15 protein-coding genes are annotated in these 17,177 nt (G+C 65.6%); 4 read left to right on the top strand and 11 right to left on the bottom strand.

What is annotated here, in order from left to right; translation table 11 throughout:
• The first annotated feature begins 113 nt into the window (after positions 1–113).
• Together ACVJ5M_RS41540 and rsmD are read left to right on the top strand one after the other, a co-directional pair.
• The gene (locus ACVJ5M_RS41540) at positions 114–2,273 is read left to right on the top strand and encodes a pseudouridine synthase (RefSeq protein WP_231143639.1); all 2,160 of its coding nucleotides are present in this window, start codon (positions 114–116) and stop codon (positions 2,271–2,273) included.
• Positions 2,274–2,828 (top strand): 16S rRNA (guanine(966)-N(2))-methyltransferase RsmD, encoded by a 555-nt coding sequence (rsmD, locus tag ACVJ5M_RS41535; protein WP_063985600.1) that lies wholly within the window; start codon positions 2,274–2,276, stop codon positions 2,826–2,828.
• 103 nt (positions 2,829–2,931) lie between these two features.
• Here the strand turns inward: rsmD and mutL are convergent, their stop codons facing one another.
• The gene (gene mutL / locus ACVJ5M_RS41530; protein WP_063985599.1) at positions 2,932–4,743 is read right to left on the bottom strand and encodes a DNA mismatch repair endonuclease MutL; all 1,812 of its coding nucleotides are present in this window, start codon (positions 4,741–4,743) and stop codon (positions 2,932–2,934) included.
• A gap of 242 nt (positions 4,744–4,985) precedes the next feature.
• Between mutL and ACVJ5M_RS41525 the strand changes: the two genes are divergently transcribed.
• Positions 4,986–5,303 carry a ribbon-helix-helix domain-containing protein gene (locus ACVJ5M_RS41525; RefSeq protein WP_063985598.1) on the top strand — a complete coding sequence of 106 codons (318 nt, stop codon included), beginning with the start codon at positions 4,986–4,988 and terminating at the stop codon, positions 5,301–5,303.
• Between the two features lie 229 nt (positions 5,304–5,532).
• Here ACVJ5M_RS41525 and ACVJ5M_RS41520 read toward each other — a convergent pair whose 3' ends face one another.
• Genes ACVJ5M_RS41520 through ACVJ5M_RS41505 form a run of 4 tightly spaced genes read right to left on the bottom strand, consistent with a single transcriptional unit; the run spans position 5,533 to position 8,507 of the window.
• A complete protein-coding gene (locus tag ACVJ5M_RS41520) occupies positions 5,533–7,101 on the bottom strand; it encodes a GMC family oxidoreductase (protein WP_063985597.1) in 1,569 nt (522 codons plus the stop codon).
• Positions 7,102–7,130: 29 nt separating this feature from the next.
• Complete coding sequence (locus tag ACVJ5M_RS41515; protein ID WP_063985596.1) at positions 7,131–7,679, bottom strand: hypothetical protein; 549 nt, start codon at positions 7,677–7,679, stop codon at positions 7,131–7,133.
• Positions 7,680–7,724: 45 nt separating this feature from the next.
• Entirely contained in the window at positions 7,725–8,120 is a 396-nt protein-coding gene (locus tag ACVJ5M_RS41510; RefSeq protein WP_063985595.1) for a VOC family protein, read from the bottom strand.
• On the bottom strand, positions 8,121–8,507 hold the full coding sequence (locus tag ACVJ5M_RS41505) for a c-type cytochrome (protein WP_084795402.1): 387 nt from the start codon (positions 8,505–8,507) through the stop codon (positions 8,121–8,123). It lies immediately after the preceding gene.
• Positions 8,508–8,702: 195 nt separating this feature from the next.
• Here ACVJ5M_RS41505 and ACVJ5M_RS41500 point away from each other — a divergent pair, with 195 nt between their 5' ends.
• Complete coding sequence (locus ACVJ5M_RS41500; RefSeq protein WP_245328492.1) at positions 8,703–9,116, top strand: hypothetical protein; 414 nt, start codon at positions 8,703–8,705, stop codon at positions 9,114–9,116.
• A 69-nt stretch (positions 9,117–9,185) separates the two neighbouring features.
• Here ACVJ5M_RS41500 and arfB read toward each other — a convergent pair whose 3' ends face one another.
• From arfB to ileS, 6 genes are all read right to left on the bottom strand, one after another.
• Positions 9,186–9,605, bottom strand: a complete 420-nt coding sequence (gene arfB, locus ACVJ5M_RS41495) for an alternative ribosome rescue aminoacyl-tRNA hydrolase ArfB (protein WP_063985592.1) — start codon at positions 9,603–9,605, stop codon at positions 9,186–9,188.
• A 116-nt stretch (positions 9,606–9,721) separates the two neighbouring features.
• Entirely contained in the window at positions 9,722–11,077 is a 1,356-nt protein-coding gene (locus ACVJ5M_RS41490; RefSeq protein ID WP_354099994.1) for a M16 family metallopeptidase, read from the bottom strand.
• The gene (locus tag ACVJ5M_RS41485) at positions 11,074–12,468 is read right to left on the bottom strand and encodes a M16 family metallopeptidase (RefSeq protein WP_456679620.1); all 1,395 of its coding nucleotides are present in this window, start codon (positions 12,466–12,468) and stop codon (positions 11,074–11,076) included. The genes ACVJ5M_RS41490 and ACVJ5M_RS41485 overlap by 4 nt, the downstream gene beginning before the upstream one ends.
• 204 nt (positions 12,469–12,672) lie before the next feature.
• Entirely contained in the window at positions 12,673–13,395 is a 723-nt protein-coding gene (locus ACVJ5M_RS41480; RefSeq protein WP_063985590.1) for a hypothetical protein, read from the bottom strand.
• 106 nt (positions 13,396–13,501) lie between these two features.
• Positions 13,502–13,996, bottom strand: a complete 495-nt coding sequence (lspA, locus tag ACVJ5M_RS41475) for a signal peptidase II (protein WP_063985589.1) — start codon at positions 13,994–13,996, stop codon at positions 13,502–13,504.
• A 9-nt stretch (positions 13,997–14,005) separates the two neighbouring features.
• A complete protein-coding gene (ileS, locus tag ACVJ5M_RS41470) occupies positions 14,006–17,005 on the bottom strand; it encodes an isoleucine--tRNA ligase (RefSeq protein WP_063985588.1) in 3,000 nt (999 codons plus the stop codon).
• Positions 17,006–17,177 lie beyond the last annotated feature (172 nt).

Genomic DNA, 17,177 nt, shown 5'->3' with positions numbered 1-17,177 from the left:
AAACCTGCTAGTAGCTCCGCCTTCAGCAAGAGTGAATACCGGATTTGCCTGAGCATGCGGCTCGAAACGAGCGCGCACAATGCTTTCTGGCCACCCCCTAAGTGAGATTATTCATGCCTCGCGACAGCGACAAAGACAACGATTCCCGCGGCCGGCGTGATCGAGGCCCGGCAAGGGGAGGCCCGCCCAAGGGCCGGTCCGGCAAGCCGCGTGGCCCTGAGAAGAAATTCGCCAAGCGCGGCCCTGAGGGCAGGGGCGACGCCCGCCCGCCCCGTGGCGACCGCGACAGCCGTCCGCCTCGCGCCGACCGCGGGGATCGTCCGTTCCGCCGCCGCGAGGAGGGCGATGCCCCGCGCCGCGATTTCAGCGACCGTCCGAAATTCAAGCGCGACGACCGTGGTGGTGAGGAGCGCGGCGAGCGCAGCTTCAAGCCGCGCGGCGACCGCCCGTTCTCCGATCGCGGCTCGCGCGATGGCGAGAAGCGGCCATTCAAGCCGCGTGGTGATCGTCCGTCCTATGGCCGTGACGACCGTCCGCCGCGCAGCCGGGATCGCGACGATTCCCGTCCCGCCGGCCGGTTCGGTGACAAGAAGTTCGGCGACAAGCGGCCCTACGCGCCGCGTGGCGACCGCCCGGAACGCAAGTTCGACGGCGAGCGGAAGTTTTCGCGCGGCGCACCGGATCGCGAGCGCGACCGTGGGGATCGCAGCGACCGCCCGCGCGACTTCGGCGACCGCCCGCGCGATCGCGGCGAGCGCAGCGATTCAAAGCCGTGGCAGAAGCGCGACGCGGGTCCGCGTGGCGATCGTCCGCCGCGCAAGGACTTCAGCAAGGGTCCGCGCAAGGATTTCGGCGGCCGCGACCGCAGCGAAGACAAGCCCTGGCAGAAGCGCGACGATCGGCAGGGTGGCGGCGATGACCGTCCGCGTTTCTCGCGCTCGCGCGACGATCGCGCGTCCGGCGATCGTCCGTTCCGCGAGCGGCCCAAGTTCGATCGACCCAAGTTCGATCGCCCGCGCGACGACCGTCCGAAATTCGATCGGCCCCGTCGTGATGGCGATGGCGAACGCGGCGGTGACCGTCCCAAATTCAATCGTCCGCGCGAGCGCTCTGAGGGCCGCTCCGACTGGCACGAGCATCCGCGCAACGAAGGCCGCTTCGGCGACCGTCCGCGCCGTGAAAACGAGGATGAGAGCAGGATCTTCGAGAAGCGCCCCGCCTTCGGCGGTCGCGGCGCCTATCGTGACCGTGATCGGGATTTCGAGGGCCGTCCGCGCCGTGACGAAGCACCGAAGCCGAAGAAGGCCGGCGAGCGTATCGCAAAAGTGCTGTCGCGTGCGGGCCTCGCCTCGCGCCGCGACGCCGAGGAGATGGTCACGCAGGGGCGCGTCTCCGTCAACGGCCGCGTCATCAATTCACCGGCGCTCGACATCACCTCGAACGATGTCGTCACTGTCGACGGCAAGCCGTTGCCGGAGCGTGAGCGCACGCGGCTGTTCCTCTACCACAAGCCGCGCGGCCTGATGACCACGCATGACGACCCTGAGGGCCGTCCGACCGTGTTCGACAATCTGCCCGAAGGCCTGCCGCGGCTGATCTCGATCGGCCGCCTCGACTTCAACACCGAAGGCCTGCTGCTGCTCACCAATGATGGCGGGCTCGCGCGCACGCTCGAGCTGCCGGACACCGGCTGGCTGCGCCGCTACCGCGTTCGCGCCCATGGCGACGTCACGCAGGCCCAGCTCGATCAATTGAAGGAAGGCATCGAGGTCGAAGGCGTCAAATACGGCCCGATCGAGGCGACGCTGGAGCGTGATCAGGGTGCCAATGTCTGGCTGGTGTTCGCGATCCGCGAAGGCAAGAACCGCGAGGTGCGCAACGTCTGCGCCCATCTCGGGCTCGAAGTGAACCGGCTGATCCGCGTGTCCTACGGACCGTTCCAGCTCGGCGAGGTCCCCGAAGGCCAGGTCGAGGAGATCAAGTCGCGCGTGCTGCGTGATCAGCTCGGCGACAAGGTGATCGAGAAGTCGGGCGCGCAGTTCGACGTGCCGAAGAAATCTTCTTCACCCGACGGCGAAGCGCCACGCGAGAAGAAGCCCGCCAGCAAGCGTGACGTGATCAACGATCGCAAGGGCCGCCGTGTGCTGGTACAGCGCACCGGCAGCGAGGAAGCGCGCGAGCGCAACGAGTCCGAGGCCAACGGCTACGGCCCGCCGCGCCGCCCCAAGCGCGGCTATCACGGCAAGCGCGATTTGACGCCGCGGGAGGACTGATTGCGCGTCGTCGGCGGTCGTTTGAAGGGGCGCAATCTCGCCTCACCGTCCTCGCGCGACATCCGCCCCACGGCGGACCGCCTGCGCGAGTCCGTGTTCAACATCCTCGTGCACGCCTATGACGATCCGATCGAGGATGCGCGCGTGCTCGATCTCTTCGCCGGCACCGGCGCGCTCGGCATCGAGGCGTCCTCGCGCGGCGCAAAGTTCACACTGTTCGTCGACAACGGCGCGGAAGCGCGCGCGCTGTTGCGCAACAATGTCGAGACGCTCGGCCTTGGCGGCGTGACCAAGGTCTATCGCCGCGATGCGACCGATCTCGGCCCTGCGCATCCCGTCGAGCCGTTCTCGCTGGTGTTCCTCGATCCGCCCTATGGCAAGGGATTTGCGGAGAAGGCGCTTGCGAGCTTGCGCGATGGTGGCTGGCTCACGCCGGGCGCGCTGCTCGTGGTGGAAGAGGCTAAGGCTGCGGAGTTCGTGACGCCGGAAGGTTTCGAGGAATTGGAGCGGCGGGCGTATGACGACACGGAGTTCGTGTTTTTGAGGAAGCCGTAGTCTCGCTGCCGTAGGGTGGGCAAAGGCGCAACGCGCCGTGCCCACCAACTTTCTGCGATCGCGATAGGTGGTGGGCACGCTTCGCTTTGCCCACCCTACGAAATCATCGCCGCCCGAACAGCTTCTCCACATCGCTCAGCTTCAGCTCGACATAGGTCGGCCGGCCGTGATTGCACTGGCCGGAGTTCGGGGTGTCCTCCATCTCGCGGAGCAGGGCGTTCATTTCCTCCGGCCGCAGCCGGCGGCCGGCGCGCACCGATCCGTGGCAGGCCATGGTCGCGGCGACGTGCATCAGGCGGCGCTCCAGCGGCAGCGCCTCGTCCCATTCGGCCATATGCTCGGAGAGATCGCGGAGCAGCCCGCCCGCATTGGTCTTGCCGAGCAGCGACGGCGTCTCGCGCACCGCGACCGCGCCGGGGCCGAAGGATTCGATCGCCAGCCCAAACGACGCAAGCTCCTCGCTGCGCTCCAGCAGGCGCTCGACTGTCGCCTCGTCCATCTCGACGATCTCGGGAATCAGGAGGATCTGCCGCTGCACGCCATTGGCGGCGAGCGAGGCCTTCAGCCGCTCGTAGACGATGCGCTCATGCGCGGCATGCTGATCGACGATGATCAGGCCGTCGCGGGTCTGCGAGACGATGTAGGTCTCGTGGATCTGCGTGCGCGCCGCGCCGAGCGGACGGTCGACCAGGTCAGCCGTCGGTTGCGTCTCGAACCGCACGTCCGCACTAGGTGCGCCGACGTCGAACGCGGCCTGCGCGCGCTCGGCGAAGGCGGGTGCGGCCGCACCTTCGAAGGACGGCATCGGCGCGACCGGGGCGGATGGCGAAGCCCGCCAGTCCCAGCTCGCAGGCCGTGGCGTGAAAGCGGGCCGGAACGAGGACAATGCGCTCTCGCCACTGTTGGCGGCCGTGCGCCGGCCCTCGCGCGCGAGCGCGTCCTTCAATCCGTGCACGATCAGCGCGCGCACGAGGCCGGCATTGCGGAAGCGCACCTCGGTCTTGGCCGGATGCACGTTGGCATCGACCTCGCGCGGATCGAGCGTGACGAACAACGCCAGCACCGGATGGCGGTCGCGCGGCAGATAGTCGGCATAGGCCCCGCGCACGGCGCCGAGGATCAGCTTGTCGCGCACCGGGCGGCCGTTGACGAAGAGATATTGCCCGAGCGCGTTGGCCTTGGTGAGCGCCGGCGCCGCGGCATAGCCGGCGATGACGACGCCCTCGCGCTCGGCGTGGACCTCGATGGCGTGGCTGCGGAATTCTGCGCCGAGGATATCGCCGAGCCGCGTCAGCCGTCCGGCGGCGCCGGGCAGCGCGGCGGTCCAGGTCACCGGCGCGCGCTCCTCGCCCGCGAGCGTGAAGGCGACGTCGGGCCGCGCCATGGCGAGGCGCCTGACCACCTCGCGGATCGCCTCCGCCTCGGTGCGATCGGTCTTCAGGAATTTCAGCCGCGCGGGCGTTGCATAGAAGAGGTCGTTGACCTCGACGCGCGTGCCATGCGCCAGCGCGGCCGGCATGATCTCGGACTTGTCGCCGCCCTCGACTGACAGCGCCCAGGCATGCGGCTCGCTCGCGTGCCGCGTGGTGATGGAAAGACGCGCCACGGAGCCGATCGAGGGCAGCGCCTCGCCGCGGAACCCGAGCGTGCGGATCTGGAGCAGGTCCTCGTCGTCGAGCTTGGAGGTGGCATGGCGTTCGACCGCGAGCGCGAGGTCCTTCGCGGTCATGCCGCTGCCGTCGTCGGTGATCCCGATCCGCCGCCGCCCGCCGCCATCGGTGAAGACGTCGATCCGGCTCGCACCGGCATCGATGGCGTTCTCGACCAGTTCCTTGACCACGCTTGCCGGACGTTCGACCACCTCGCCGGCGGCGATGCGGTTGACGACTTGCTCTGGCAGCTGGCGGACGGGCATGGGGCTTTCGATCTGGATTCGCTGACGGCGCTATTCTAGGCCGTGTTGCGTCAAAAGCATGTGTTGGGCAACAGCCGTGTGGCGGGCTGGGGAAGAGGGATGCCTATCACATTGAAGGGATTGGACGTTCGAGAAAATTGCGCAACCGGGACGGAGCGGTCGCCCTGCCTGCCGTCCTGATTGTGGGGGCACGGGCAGCGGTGTAGCATCGTGAAAAAATGGCAACAGGACGGGAGGACGCCATGTGCAATTTCTTCGCGCACCAGCCCCAACGCAACTACGAATCCCAGACCCGCTCGTTGCGGATCGGCGGGCACTGCACCTCGATCCGGCTGGAAATGGCGTTCTGGGACACGCTGGAGGAGATCGCGGCCAAGGAGAGCATGAGCGTCGGCAAGTTCCTGACCACGCTCTACAATGAGGTGCTCGACCATCACGGCGAGGTCAATAATTTCGCCTCGCTGCTGCGCTGCTCCTGCCTGATCTACCGCTCCCGGAGCGTGACGCAGGTGCAGGAGTTCAAGGCAACCGTCGCGCCCATCCTCGATGCGGCCGAGTAGCCGTTGCTGTGGCGGCCCGCATCCGCATTCTCAATGCCATCATGCCGAACGTTCTTGGCCTGCATGGTTCGAGACGCCCGCCTCGGCGGGCTCCTCACCATGAGGGTCTGATATCTCGCCGCGCAACACGACCTCATCCTGAGGGCCCGCCGTAGGCGGGCGTCTCGAAGGATGGCCGCAAGCGAAATGCCTGCCACGTTCTTCCAATCAGACGGGATAACGCCCGACGTCAGATCTCCTTTTTCTGCATCGCGCCGGCGATGTAATCAGCCTGCCGGATCGCGAGCGCGACGATGGTCAGCGTCGGATTGCACGCCGCCCCGCTGGTGAACTGACTGCCATCCGAGACGAACAGATTCTTGACGTCGTGGCTCTGTCCGAACTTGTTGACCACGCCATCCCGCGGTTTCTCGCTCATCCTGTTGGTGCCGAGATTGTGCGTGCTCGGATAGGGTGGCGTTGGATAGGTCACGGTGGCGCCGACGGCGTCGTAGACGGCCGCACCCTGCTTGTAGGCATGTGCGCGCATCGCGAGGTCGTTGGGATGGTCGTCGAAATGGACGCTCGCGACCGCTTGGCCGAACTTGTCTTTGACGACGGGGTCGAGCGTGATGCGGTTGGTCTCCTGCGGCATGTCCTCGCCGACCAGCCACATGCCGGCCATCCTGGGATAGCCGTCGAGCGCCGCGGTGAACGGACGGCCCCAGGCGCCGGGATTGAGGAAGGCCGCCATGAACGGCAGGCCAATCGACAGCGTCTCCATCTCGTAGCCGCCGACGAAGCCGCGCTTCGGATTGTTGGCGGATTCATCACGGATAATGCCGGCCATGGTGGTGCCGCGATACATGTGCACCGACTTCTCGAACACGGCGTAGACGCTGCCGGTCATGTGCCGCATGTAGTTGCGGCCGACCTGGCCCGATGAATTGCCGAGGCCATCGGGGAACATGGTCGAGGCACTGTTCAACAGCAACCGCGGGCTTTCAATCGAGTTGCCGGCCACCGCGACGACGCGCGCCTTCTGGCGCTGCATCGCGCCACTCTCGTCGGCATAGACAACGCCGGTCACCTTGCCGGAGGCGTCGTGCTCGATCTTGACCGCCATGCTGCTCGGCCGTACTTCGAGATTGCCGGTCGCCTCGCCCTTGGGGATTTCGGTGTAGAGCGTCGACCATTTCGCGCCGGATTTGCAGCCCTGGAAGCAGAAGCCGATCTGCTGGCAGGCGCCGCGGCCGTCACGCGGCTGGCTGTTGATGGCCATGTTGCCGGTGTGCACGGTTTTGTAGCCAAGCTTCTTCGCACCGGCCTCCAGCACCTTGAAATTATTATTGCCGGGCAGTCCGGGAATGCCGTTGGTGCGGGTCACGCCCATCTTGTTCTCAGCCTTGGCGTACCACGGCTCGATTTCCGCGAGCGTCACCGGCCAGTCCAAAAGATTGGCGCCGGGAATGTTGCCGTAGGTGCTCTTCACCTTGAACTCGTGCTCGTCGAAGCGCAGCGATGCGCCGGCCCAGTGTGTGGTCGAGCCGCCGACCGCCTTGACGATCCAGGCGGGCAGGCCAGAGAAGTCCTTGGCGACGCGCCATGTCCCCGACGTGGTGCGGGCATCGGTCCAGGCGAGCTGGGAAAAGCTCTCCCACTCGTCGTTGACGAAGTCCTGGTTCTCGATGCGGGGACCTGCTTCGAGGATCACCACCTTGACGCCCTTCTGCGCGAGCTCGTTGCCCAGCGTGCCGCCGCCGGCACCGGAGCCGACGATCACCACAACGCTGGAGTCGTTCAGATCGAATTTTGCCATATGCGTTCTCCTGAACCGTTGGGTGAGCCTTAAGCCTTCGGCAGCCAGTCGATGTCGGCAAAGCCGCGGTTGATGTAGCCGCCGTGCTCTGCGGAGGAGCCTTCGTAGCCGAACCGCGGCCAGACCTCTTTCTGGTTGTAGAGCGACACCACGAGGTCGCCGCGCACCTTCTGGAAGAAGTCGCTCTGCTCGATCTCCGTCAGCAGCACCACGCGGTCGGCTTCCCATGGCACTTCGGCGTAAGCCACCTTGTGCCGATCCCGCGCGTTCTGATCGAGCCGCGTGATGCCGTCGCTGATCAGAGACTTGACGGCGGGGTCCTTGGCCGCCTTGCCGTCCCACGGCTTGATCGCGGTGATGTAGTAGCTGTCGCCGAGGACGTCGTGCGGATAGATGTCGCGCGCGACCTTCAGCAGCGTCTTCATCGTTGCGGGCGAGAGCGTGCTGGCATCATCCGCCCAGGCATCCTCGATGCTGACGGCGACGCTGGTCGCGACAGCGACGACCGGAACGGCGGTCGCCGCGCCCTTGAGAAAGACGCGGCGGCTGTGCTTGCTTCGACGATCGACTTCTCTCATGGCATTCCTCCGTAGATTTTGTGATTTGGATTTTTGTGATTTTGATCAGCCGAAACGACCCCCTCGCTGGATCACCTCGATCTTGTAGCCATCGGGATCGCTGACGAAGAAGAAGCGCGCCAGCGTCTTGCCGTCGTGCTTGAAGTCGTGCAGCGGTCCCGGTGCGAGCTTCTCGCGCTCGAAGCGGGCATGTTCGGTATCGAGATCCTCGACCACCACGGCAATATGTCCGTAGCCGTCGCCGAGCTGGTACGGCTCCTTGCGATCGAAATTCACCGTCAGCTCGACCTCGAAAGGTGAGGAGGGATGACGCAGATAGATCAGGGCAAAGTCCGAAAATTTCAGATGGTCGGCGACCTCCAAGCCGAAGGCGCGCTTGTAGAAGTCGAGCGAGCGGGCCTCGTCGAGCACGCGGATCATGGAATGAACGGGCTTTGCCATTCAGTTCAGCTCCTTCAGGTAGGTGATGATGGCGGCGCGCGTCTCCGGCTTCGCCTGCCGGTAGACCATGGTCACGCCGGGAATGACGGCTTGCGGATTGCTCAGCCAGGCGTCGAGCCTGGTCTCGTCCCAGGCGAAGTCCACTTTCGACAGCGCCTCCGAGTATTTAAAACCTTCGGTCTTGCCGGCGGGACGGCCGACGACCTTCACCAGCGGTGGGCCTTGCCGCGCCGGCTCTGACAGGCTTGTCGTGTGGCACACCGCGCATTGCTGTTTGAACAGCGTCGCGCCATCCGGCGGCTTGGCGGCCGGCAAGGGCATTTGCGCATCGGCAACCCGCGTCACCAGCACCATCGCGGTGCACAATCCCAGCACGATTGCGCGCATCGCCAAGAATCCGCCCATCCACATCAACGTGCGCAAACTCTAGGCGGCGTCAAAGATGCGGTGGTAGTAGCGGGCTGTTTCGATGCGCGCGGAGACACTGGTGGCCGCGTGTGTTCCGCAATGCCTTATATGCGGAGCACAATTCCGCGAAACCGCCGTCAAATCCCTAAACGATCACCACACCATGCGCATTGCATGACGACCGCGCCGCTTGAACTCTCTACGCGATGCAATGACCCGGTGCAGGTGAGCGGCGCAGGATGCAGCCGAGCCATTCGTCGCGGAAAAATCCAGGAGAAATGGATGAAGTTGGTGAAGACCTCGATGATCGCATGCGCTCTGTCGGCTCTCATTGCGACGCCGGTTCTCGCGCAAGGCGCGCCACCCGCCAAGACGGGCGGCGCCGTGCAAGGCAAATCGATGCAGGGCAGCACAATGGGCAGCGGGGATGAGGAGATGAATGCTCAGCCGGGCGCGGCGGGCGAGAAGACGGGCATGAAGTCGACCAAAGGCACCAGGGGCACGGTCGGCACCACCGGTAGCGCTGCGCATAAGGGAACCGCCGACGATTCCGCGACGGGCGGTGCAGCCCCGGCCAAGCGTTACTAGTCCCGCCGGGTGAAGCAAGCAGACTCCGGTCGCCCCGCGGCCGGAGTTTTTTTGACTGGGTCTGCTTTGCTAGTCGTCGAAGCGGCCGCCGCCGCGCCCTGCCTTGATGTCGCTGCGGCGCTTCTTGCCGTCGAGCCGGCGCTGCTTGGAGCCAAAGGTCGGCCGTGTCGCGCGGCGCGGCTTTGGCCGTATCATCGCTTCGGTCAGGATCTCGGTGAGCCGGTCGATGGCGTCCTGACGGTTACGCTCCTGGGTGCGGAAGCGCTGGGCGTGGATCACGATCACGCCGTCCTTGGTCATGCGCTGGCCGGCGATGCGGGCGAGCCGGATCACCGCATCCTCCGGCAAGGTCAGCTTGCGCGTGTCGAAGCGCAGCTGGGCCGAGGTCGAGACCTTGTTGACGTTCTGCCCGCCCGGGCCGGAGGCGCGGACGAAGCCGATCTCGATATCGTCCTCGTCGATGACGAGATCGCGGGATATCCGCAGCATGCTGGCACCATTCGTGATGTCCGGACATATCGCGGACGTCCACGTTCGGCAATGGCGCATCCTGGAAACGCAAATGGCCGGGCGAGCCCGGCCATTTCAGGAAACGTCAGGGGACGTCAGTTCGACTTCGTCGCCGGTGCCGCGGCCGCCTGTGGGGCGCGGCCGACGACGACGGTCAGGAGGCCCTGGCCCCAGAGGCGCTTGGCGGCGGCCTTGGCGTCGTCCAGTGTCACCGCCTCGACGATGGCGTTGCGCTTCTCGATATAGTCGATCGGCAGCTTGTCCTGCTGGTATTGCAGCAGCGCCTGCGCGAGCTTCGAGGAGGTATCCAGCGCCAGCATCTGCGAGCCCTTGAGGTAGGACTTGGCTTCGTCGAGCTCCTTCTGCGTCGGGCCCTCCTCGGCGATGCGGCGCACTTCCTTGTCGATGGCGTCGATGGTGTCGCCGGCCCGGTCGGCGCGGGTGCCGGTGTTGCCGATGAAGACCGCCGAATGCTCCATCCAGAGCAGCGATTCGAACACGGAATAAGCCAGCCCGCGCTTCTCGCGTACCTCGCGATAGAGCCGGGAGGACAATCCGCCGCCGCCCAGGATGTGGTTGACGACATAGGCGGCCATGAAGTTCGGATCGCTGCGCTTCACGCCGGGGCCGCCGAAGGTGATGACGGTCTGCGGCACGTCGAGCGGCACGAAGGCGCGCTGCGGCGGTTTTGCCGCCTCGACGTCGGCGACCGGCGTGAGATTGGCTTTTGCGGGCAGGCTACCAAAAGTGTGGTCGAGCAGCTTGCCGAGGGTGGCCGGATCGACGTCGCCGACCACCGCGATCTTCAGCCCGTCCTTCGCAATCACGCGGCCGACATAATCCTTCATGTCGGCGACCGTGATGGTCGGCACGCTGTCCAGCGTGCCATTGGTCTGCCGGCCATAGGGATGGTCGCCGAACGCGACCTCCAGGAATTTGCGGCTCGCCAGCGACGACGGATTGGTGGTCTCGCGGCGCAGGCCCGAGATCACCTGTGAGCGGATGCGCTCGACGTCGGCGGTGTCGAAATGCGGCGAGGTCAGCGCGCTCCTGAGCAGGTCGAAGGCCTCGTCCTTGTTGTCGCGCAGCATCCGCAGGCTGCCGCGGAACGTATCGCGGGTGGCGCTGAAGGAGAGCTCGATGGCGCGGCGGTCGAGCCGCTCATGGAAGGTCTTGGAGTCGAGATCGCCGGAGCCTTCGTCGAGAAGGTCGCCGACCAGATTGGCGACGCCGGACTTGTCCTTGGGATCCTGCGCCGAGCCGCCGGCAAAGGAATATTCCATGGCGATCAGCGGCACCGTCGCATCCTGTACGAACCAGGCTTCGATGCCGCCCGGCGAAGTCAGGTGCTGGATTTTTGCAGCCGCCTGTGACGGCGACACCGTAGCCAGCGCGAGTGCCGCGCCGGTGGCAAGCGAGAATGCAACGCGTCGAAGGAAGGGATAGGTCACGAACGCTTCTCCTCGCGCTTGGCGGCACTGGTGTCCTTGATCAGATAGCCCGTCACCGATCGCTTCTTCTCGAGCCATTTCTGCGCGACAGTGCGAACCTGCTCGGCGGTGACCGCGCGAATGCGGTCGGGCCAGCTCCTGATGTCCTCGATCGAGAGGCCCGTGGTCAGCGCGCCGCCATACCAGCGCGCCAGCACCGCCTGGTTGTCCTGGGCGTAGATCGCTTCCGCAATGAGCTGGGTCTTGACCCGCTCGAGGTCCTCGGCGCGGATCGGGTTCTGTGCGATGTCGGCGATGACGCCGTCGACCACTTGCTCGACATCGGCAAAGCTGACGCCCGGTTTCGGCGAGGCCGAGATCGCGAACTGGGTCGGGTCGAGCGAGATGCTCGAATAGCTGGCGCTGGCGGACACCGCGAGCGGCTTGTCGACCACGAGCGCGCGGTAGAGATAGGAATTGCTGCCGCTGCCCATCAGCTGCGCCAGCACGTCGAGGGCGGCGCTTTCACCTGCGGCGGCGGTCGTCGCCGACGGTACGAGACAGTAGCGGCGCAGGCTCGGCTGCTCGACGCGCGGGTCGGCCAGCGTGACCGTGCGCGGCGCCGCCGGCTCCGGCTCCTGCGGACGGATGCGCCGCTCCGGGATCGCGGGCTGGGCCGGAATGGAGCCGAAATTCCGCTCGACCAGCGGGCGGATGTCGGCGGCTTCCACGTCGCCGGCGATCACGAGGATCGCGTTGTTCGGCGCGTAGAAGCGGCGGTAGAAGGCGAGCGCATCCTCGCGGTCGAGCTTCTCGATCTCCTGGTGCCAGCCGATCACCGGCCGGCCGTAGGGATGATTGAGATAGAGCGCGGCCATGATCTGCTCGTTGAGCCGCGCGTCCGGATTGTTGGCGACCCGCATGTTGTACTCTTCGAGCACGACGTCGCGCTCGGGCAGCACGTTCTCGTCCTTAAGGATCAGGCCGGTCATGCGATCGGCCTCGAACTCCATCATGGTCGGCAGCTGCTCTTTCGGCACGCGCTGGTAGTAGTTGGTGTAGTCGACCGAGGTCGAGGCGTTCTCGTTGCCGCCGACGCGGAGCACGGTCTGGGAGAATTCGCCGACCGGATGCTTCGAGGTGCCCTTGAACATCAGATGTTCGAGGAAGTGCGCGAGCCCGGACTTGCCCGGCGTCTCGTCGGCCGAGCCGACCTTGTACCAGATCATCTCCGTGACCACGGGCGTGCGGTGGTCCGGGATCACCACGACCTGCATGCCGTTGGCGAGCGTGAAGCTGGCGGGCGGGGCCGATGTCACCGTGGTCTGGGCGAGGGCGGCGCTGGCTGAGAGGACACTCGTCGAAAGCAGCGCGGCAAGGAGGCAGGCGGCCGATCGGTAAGAGGACATCATAATCCTTATGAAAAGGCCGAACCCGGATGTCCGGCTCGGAGGCACTGCATGCTACACCGTGCGGCTGAGGCTTCGCGTCACGAAGCAGAGAACTCAACGCGCTGGCAAGTTACTGATAAGCAATATGCAGACTGCGTCCGGCGTGCGTAAGCCGCCGGTGCCAGGATGCGCCTGTCAGGATGTCGCGGTGGGGCAGGAGCGCTATTATTCCTTTTCCTTGCCCGACATGATGTCGAAATAGGTCCGGCGCGACTTGTCCGGCCCGGCGCCATAGGCGTAGTTCGGGGACGGCGTCTGGTAGCCCGGCGGCGGCTCGACCAGCGACGAGCGCGGCGGCTCGCTGGTGAATTTCTTCTCTTCGGAGCTGTTGCCGCCCTTCATCATGTTCCAGAGACCACCGGCGTAACCGAGCTCGGTGGGGCTGAGCGACGGGTTGCCGTTGGTGCCCGGCTGGATCGGGTCATTGCTTGTACGGGGGGCTGCGGCGACCTCGCCGGCCTTCATCTCGGCGGGCGTCAGCGGTTGGGCCGCCTGCCAGTTCTCCGTCGCCTTGGTCGCCTTCTTGCGCGCTGCGATGGCTTCCTTGCGGCGCTTCTCTTCGGGGTCCTTCGGCCAGTTCGGAGCATTCTTGGCCTGGGTTGCCGGAGGCGGCAGGTCGAGCTTGGGCGGCACGACGAGCGGCGAGCGCTCGCGGTATTCGATGCCGGGCTTTTCCATGCTCTTGGCGCCGATGCCGGACATCAGATTGTCGATGATCTTCTCTTCGAAGGTCATCCCGTCATCATCATCGTCGTCGTCACCGGCACGGACCGGGCCTGCCGTCATGACGAGGCCGATGCCGAGCGCGACAGCGGACAATTTCAACGCCCGCCAGAACCCTGCCTTGGGGTCTCGAACCATCGAACCGCTGGTCTCGGAGCTGCGCATCACTGTACCTGTTCCATATTGTGGCAGATTGCTGCACTTTGCCGCTCGCACGCGGCCAATCCTCGCAAAAAGCAGGGTTCCACCTGCCGGTCCGTATCGGCCGGGATCAGGGCGCTTTTGCGGCGGGTACCCCCAAGAAGGAATCATACAATAGCGCCGCCACCCCGACAACGATGGCCACGTCCGCGAGGTTAAACACATACCAATTATAGGTATTTCCGCCGAGCTCGATGTGGAACAGGGCGAAATCGACCACCGCGCCGTAGGCGAAGCGGTCGATGCCGTTGCCGATCGCGCCGCCGATGATCAGCCCGAGTGCGACCGTGGCGAGCAGGGTGTGCGAGCGGGCCATCCAGATCGCCAGGGCGACCACGGCGACGACCTTGACCGCCATCAGCGCGATCTGCGCCGACTGGCCGTCGTTCTGGAGCCAGCCGAAGCTGATGCCGATGTTCCAGGCCAGCACCAGGTCGAAGAACGGCGTCACCTTCACTACGCCGCGGCGGGCGAGGTCGAACACGTTCAGGAGCCAAAGCTTTGAGGCCTGGTCGGCCACCAGCGTGACCACGGCCGCGAGGATGCCGGCGCGAAGCGGGGTCATGGCCGGGGATCAGACCCCCACCCCCAGCGCCTTCCATTCGCGCAGCGCCTGGGCGTCGCGCGGGCTGACGTCGGGGTATTCAGGGTCTTCACCGACCAGGGGCGAGATCTTCCAGGAGCGGGCGCATTTGGTGCCGACCGCCTTCTCGACGACGACCGCGACGCCGGGCACCGCATCGAGACGGAACGCGCCCGCAGGCGCTTCGCCCTCACGCACCTCGTAGTTCGAGGTGATGCAGACCTCGGCGAGATCGGTGTCGAACAGCGTCGCCAGCATGTCGCGGTCGGCGACATAGATCACTGGTGAGGCCTCGAGCGACGAGCCGATGTTCTTGGCGGCGCGCTCAAGCTCCAGCGCGCCGGTGACGACGCGGCGGACGTTGCGGATCGTCTCCCATTTCGCGGCGAGCTTGTCGTCGCGGAGCGTCTCGATGCCTTCGGGAAACAGGGTCAGATGGACCGAAGGCTCCGCGTTCGGCCGGAACATGCGCCAGGCTTCATCGGTCGTGAAGCTCAGGATCGGCGCAAGCCACTTCAGGAGCGCATCGCACAACAGGTCGATCGTGGTGAGCGCGGCCTTGCGCGCCGGCGAGGACGGCGGGTCGCAATAGAGCGTGTCCTTGCGGATATCGAAGTAGAACGCCGAAAGCTCGGAGTTCATGAAGGCCGCGAGGCTCGCGACGACGGTCTTGTAGTCGAAGGCGGCATAGGCCTTGCGAACGGTTTCGGCATGGCCGGCCAGTTCGTGCAGCATCAGCCGCTCGAGCTCGGGCATCTCGGCATAGGCGACCTTCTCGCTCGCCTTGAAGTGATGCAGCGTACCGAGCATCCAGCGGATCGAGTTACGCAGCTTGCGATAGGTCTCGATGGTGTTCTTCAGGATCTCCGGGCCGATGCGCTGGTCGTCGGCATAGTCGGTGGCGCAGACCCACAGGCGCAGGATGTCCGCGCCCGAATCCTTGATCACCTTCTGCGGCTCGACGGTGTTGCCGAGCGACTTCGACATCTTGCGGCCGTTCTCGTCGAGCGTGAAGCCGTGGGTGAGCACGATGTCGTAGGGCGCGCGGCCCCGCGTGCCCGCGCTTTCCAGCAGCGAGGAATGAAACCAGCCGCGATGCTGGTCGCTGCCTTCCAGATACATCACGGTGTCGTTGCCGCCGTCGATCTTGCGGACGATGTTGCCGAGCTGCGGGAAGTTCTGGCGATCCTCGAGCACGAAGGCGTGCGTGGAGCCCGAATCGAACCAGACGTCGCAGATGTCGTCGACCTTCTTCCAGTCCTCGCTCGCGCGGGACCCGAGGAAGCGCTCGCGGGCGCCGTCCATGTACCAGGCGTCGGCGCCTTCCTCCATGAAGGCTTCGGCGATGCGCTGGTTGACGATCTCGTCCTGCAGGATCTCTGCCGAGCCGTCGCTCTTCTCGCGCACGAACACGGCGATCGGCACGCCCCAGGCGCGCTGGCGCGAGATCACCCAGTCCGGACGGTTGGCGATCATGCCGTTGATGCGGTTCTCGCCCGACGGCGGCACCCATTGCGTGACCGAGATCGCGTGCAGCGCGCGGGCGCGCAGCGTGTCGCCCTTCTTCGCATGGCCGTCATCGTTGATGTCCTTGTCCATCGCGATGAACCATTGCGGCGTGTTGCGGAAGATCACCGGCTTCTTCGAGCGCCACGAATGGGGATATTGGTGCTTGAGGCGGCCGCGCGCGAGCAGCTTGCCGCCTTCGATCAGCGCCTTGATCACGGCCTCGTTGGCATCGCCCTTCTCGCCCTTGTCGTTGAGCACGCGCTTGCCGGTGAAGCCGGGGGCCTGCGCGGTGTAGGCGCCGTTCTCGTCGACGGTGTAGGGGATCGCGGTCGGGATGCCGCGCGCATCGAGCTCGCGGGTGTTGGCCGTCCAGACGTCGAAGTCCTCGCGGCCGTGGCTCGGCGCGGTGTGCACGAAGCCGGTACCGGTGTCGTCGGTGACATGCTCGCCGGCGAGCAGCGGCACGATGAACTCGTAACCGCCACCGAACCCGCGCAGGGGATGGGCGCATTCCACGGCATCCAGCGTGTCGCCGGGAATGTCGCGCACCTTCTCGTAAGACGTGACGCGCGCCTGCTTGAACACTTCTGCGGCGAGCGCATCGGCCAGGATCAGGAGATCGCCAGTCTTGGCCCAGTTGTCGGCGGGCGCATCCGTCACCTTATAAAGGCCGTAGGCGATTTTCGGCGAGAACGAGATCGCGCGGTTGCCGGGCAGCGTCCAGGGCGTGGTGGTCCAGATCACGACCGAGGCACTGGCGAGTGCGCCATGCGCCGGTGACGTGACGGGAAACTTCACCCACACCATGTCGGAGGTGTAGTCCTCGTACTCGACCTCGGCTTCCGCAAGCGCGGTCTTCTCGACCACGCTCCACATCACCGGCTTGGAGCCGCGATACAGCGTGCCGTTGGCCGCGAACTTCATCAGCTCGCGGGCGATCTGCGCTTCGGCCGGATAGCTCATCGTCTGATAGGGATGATCCCAGTCGCCGATGATGCCGAGCCGCTTGAACTCCTCGCGCTGCACGTTGATCCAGTGCGTCGCATAGGCGCGGCATTCCTTGCGGAACGCCACCATCGCGGCGGAGTCGCGGAAATCGGGCTTCTGCTTGCCCTTCTTGCGGTAGTTCTCCTCCTCGATCTTCCATTCGATCGGCAGGCCGTGGCAGTCCCAGCCCGGCACGTAATTGGAGTCGAAGCCGAGCATCTGCTGGCTCTTGGTCACGACGTCCTTGAGGATCTTGTTCAGCGCGTGCCCGATATGGATGTTGCCGTTGGCGTAGGGCGGGCCGTCATGCAGCACGAATTTGGCGCGGCCCTGGGCTTCCCGGCGCAGCTTGTCGTAGAGGCCGATGTCGTTCCAATACTTCAGCAGTTCCGGCTCGCGCTGCGGCAGGCCGGCGCGCATCGGGAAATCCGTCTGCGGCAAATAAAGGGTCTTGGAATAGTCTTTGGCGTCGGACTTTTGCGGCTTTTCGGACATGGGGCTGACTGGCTCGGAAGGGCGCGGAAACGGATAGCGACTGGAATCGCGGGGTGAAACGACGAAATCCCGGTCTTGCGCCGAGCCTTCAGGCTCAGGCGGAAGCCGGGCCGCTAATCCCTATGATGCACCGCGCAAACATGGGCTCTCCATAGCAGGGGGCCAAGGGAAG

The sequence above is a fragment of the Bradyrhizobium sp. S3.7.6 genome (genome assembly GCF_054061875.1).
This window is presented reverse-complemented; position numbering and strand designations above follow the sequence as displayed.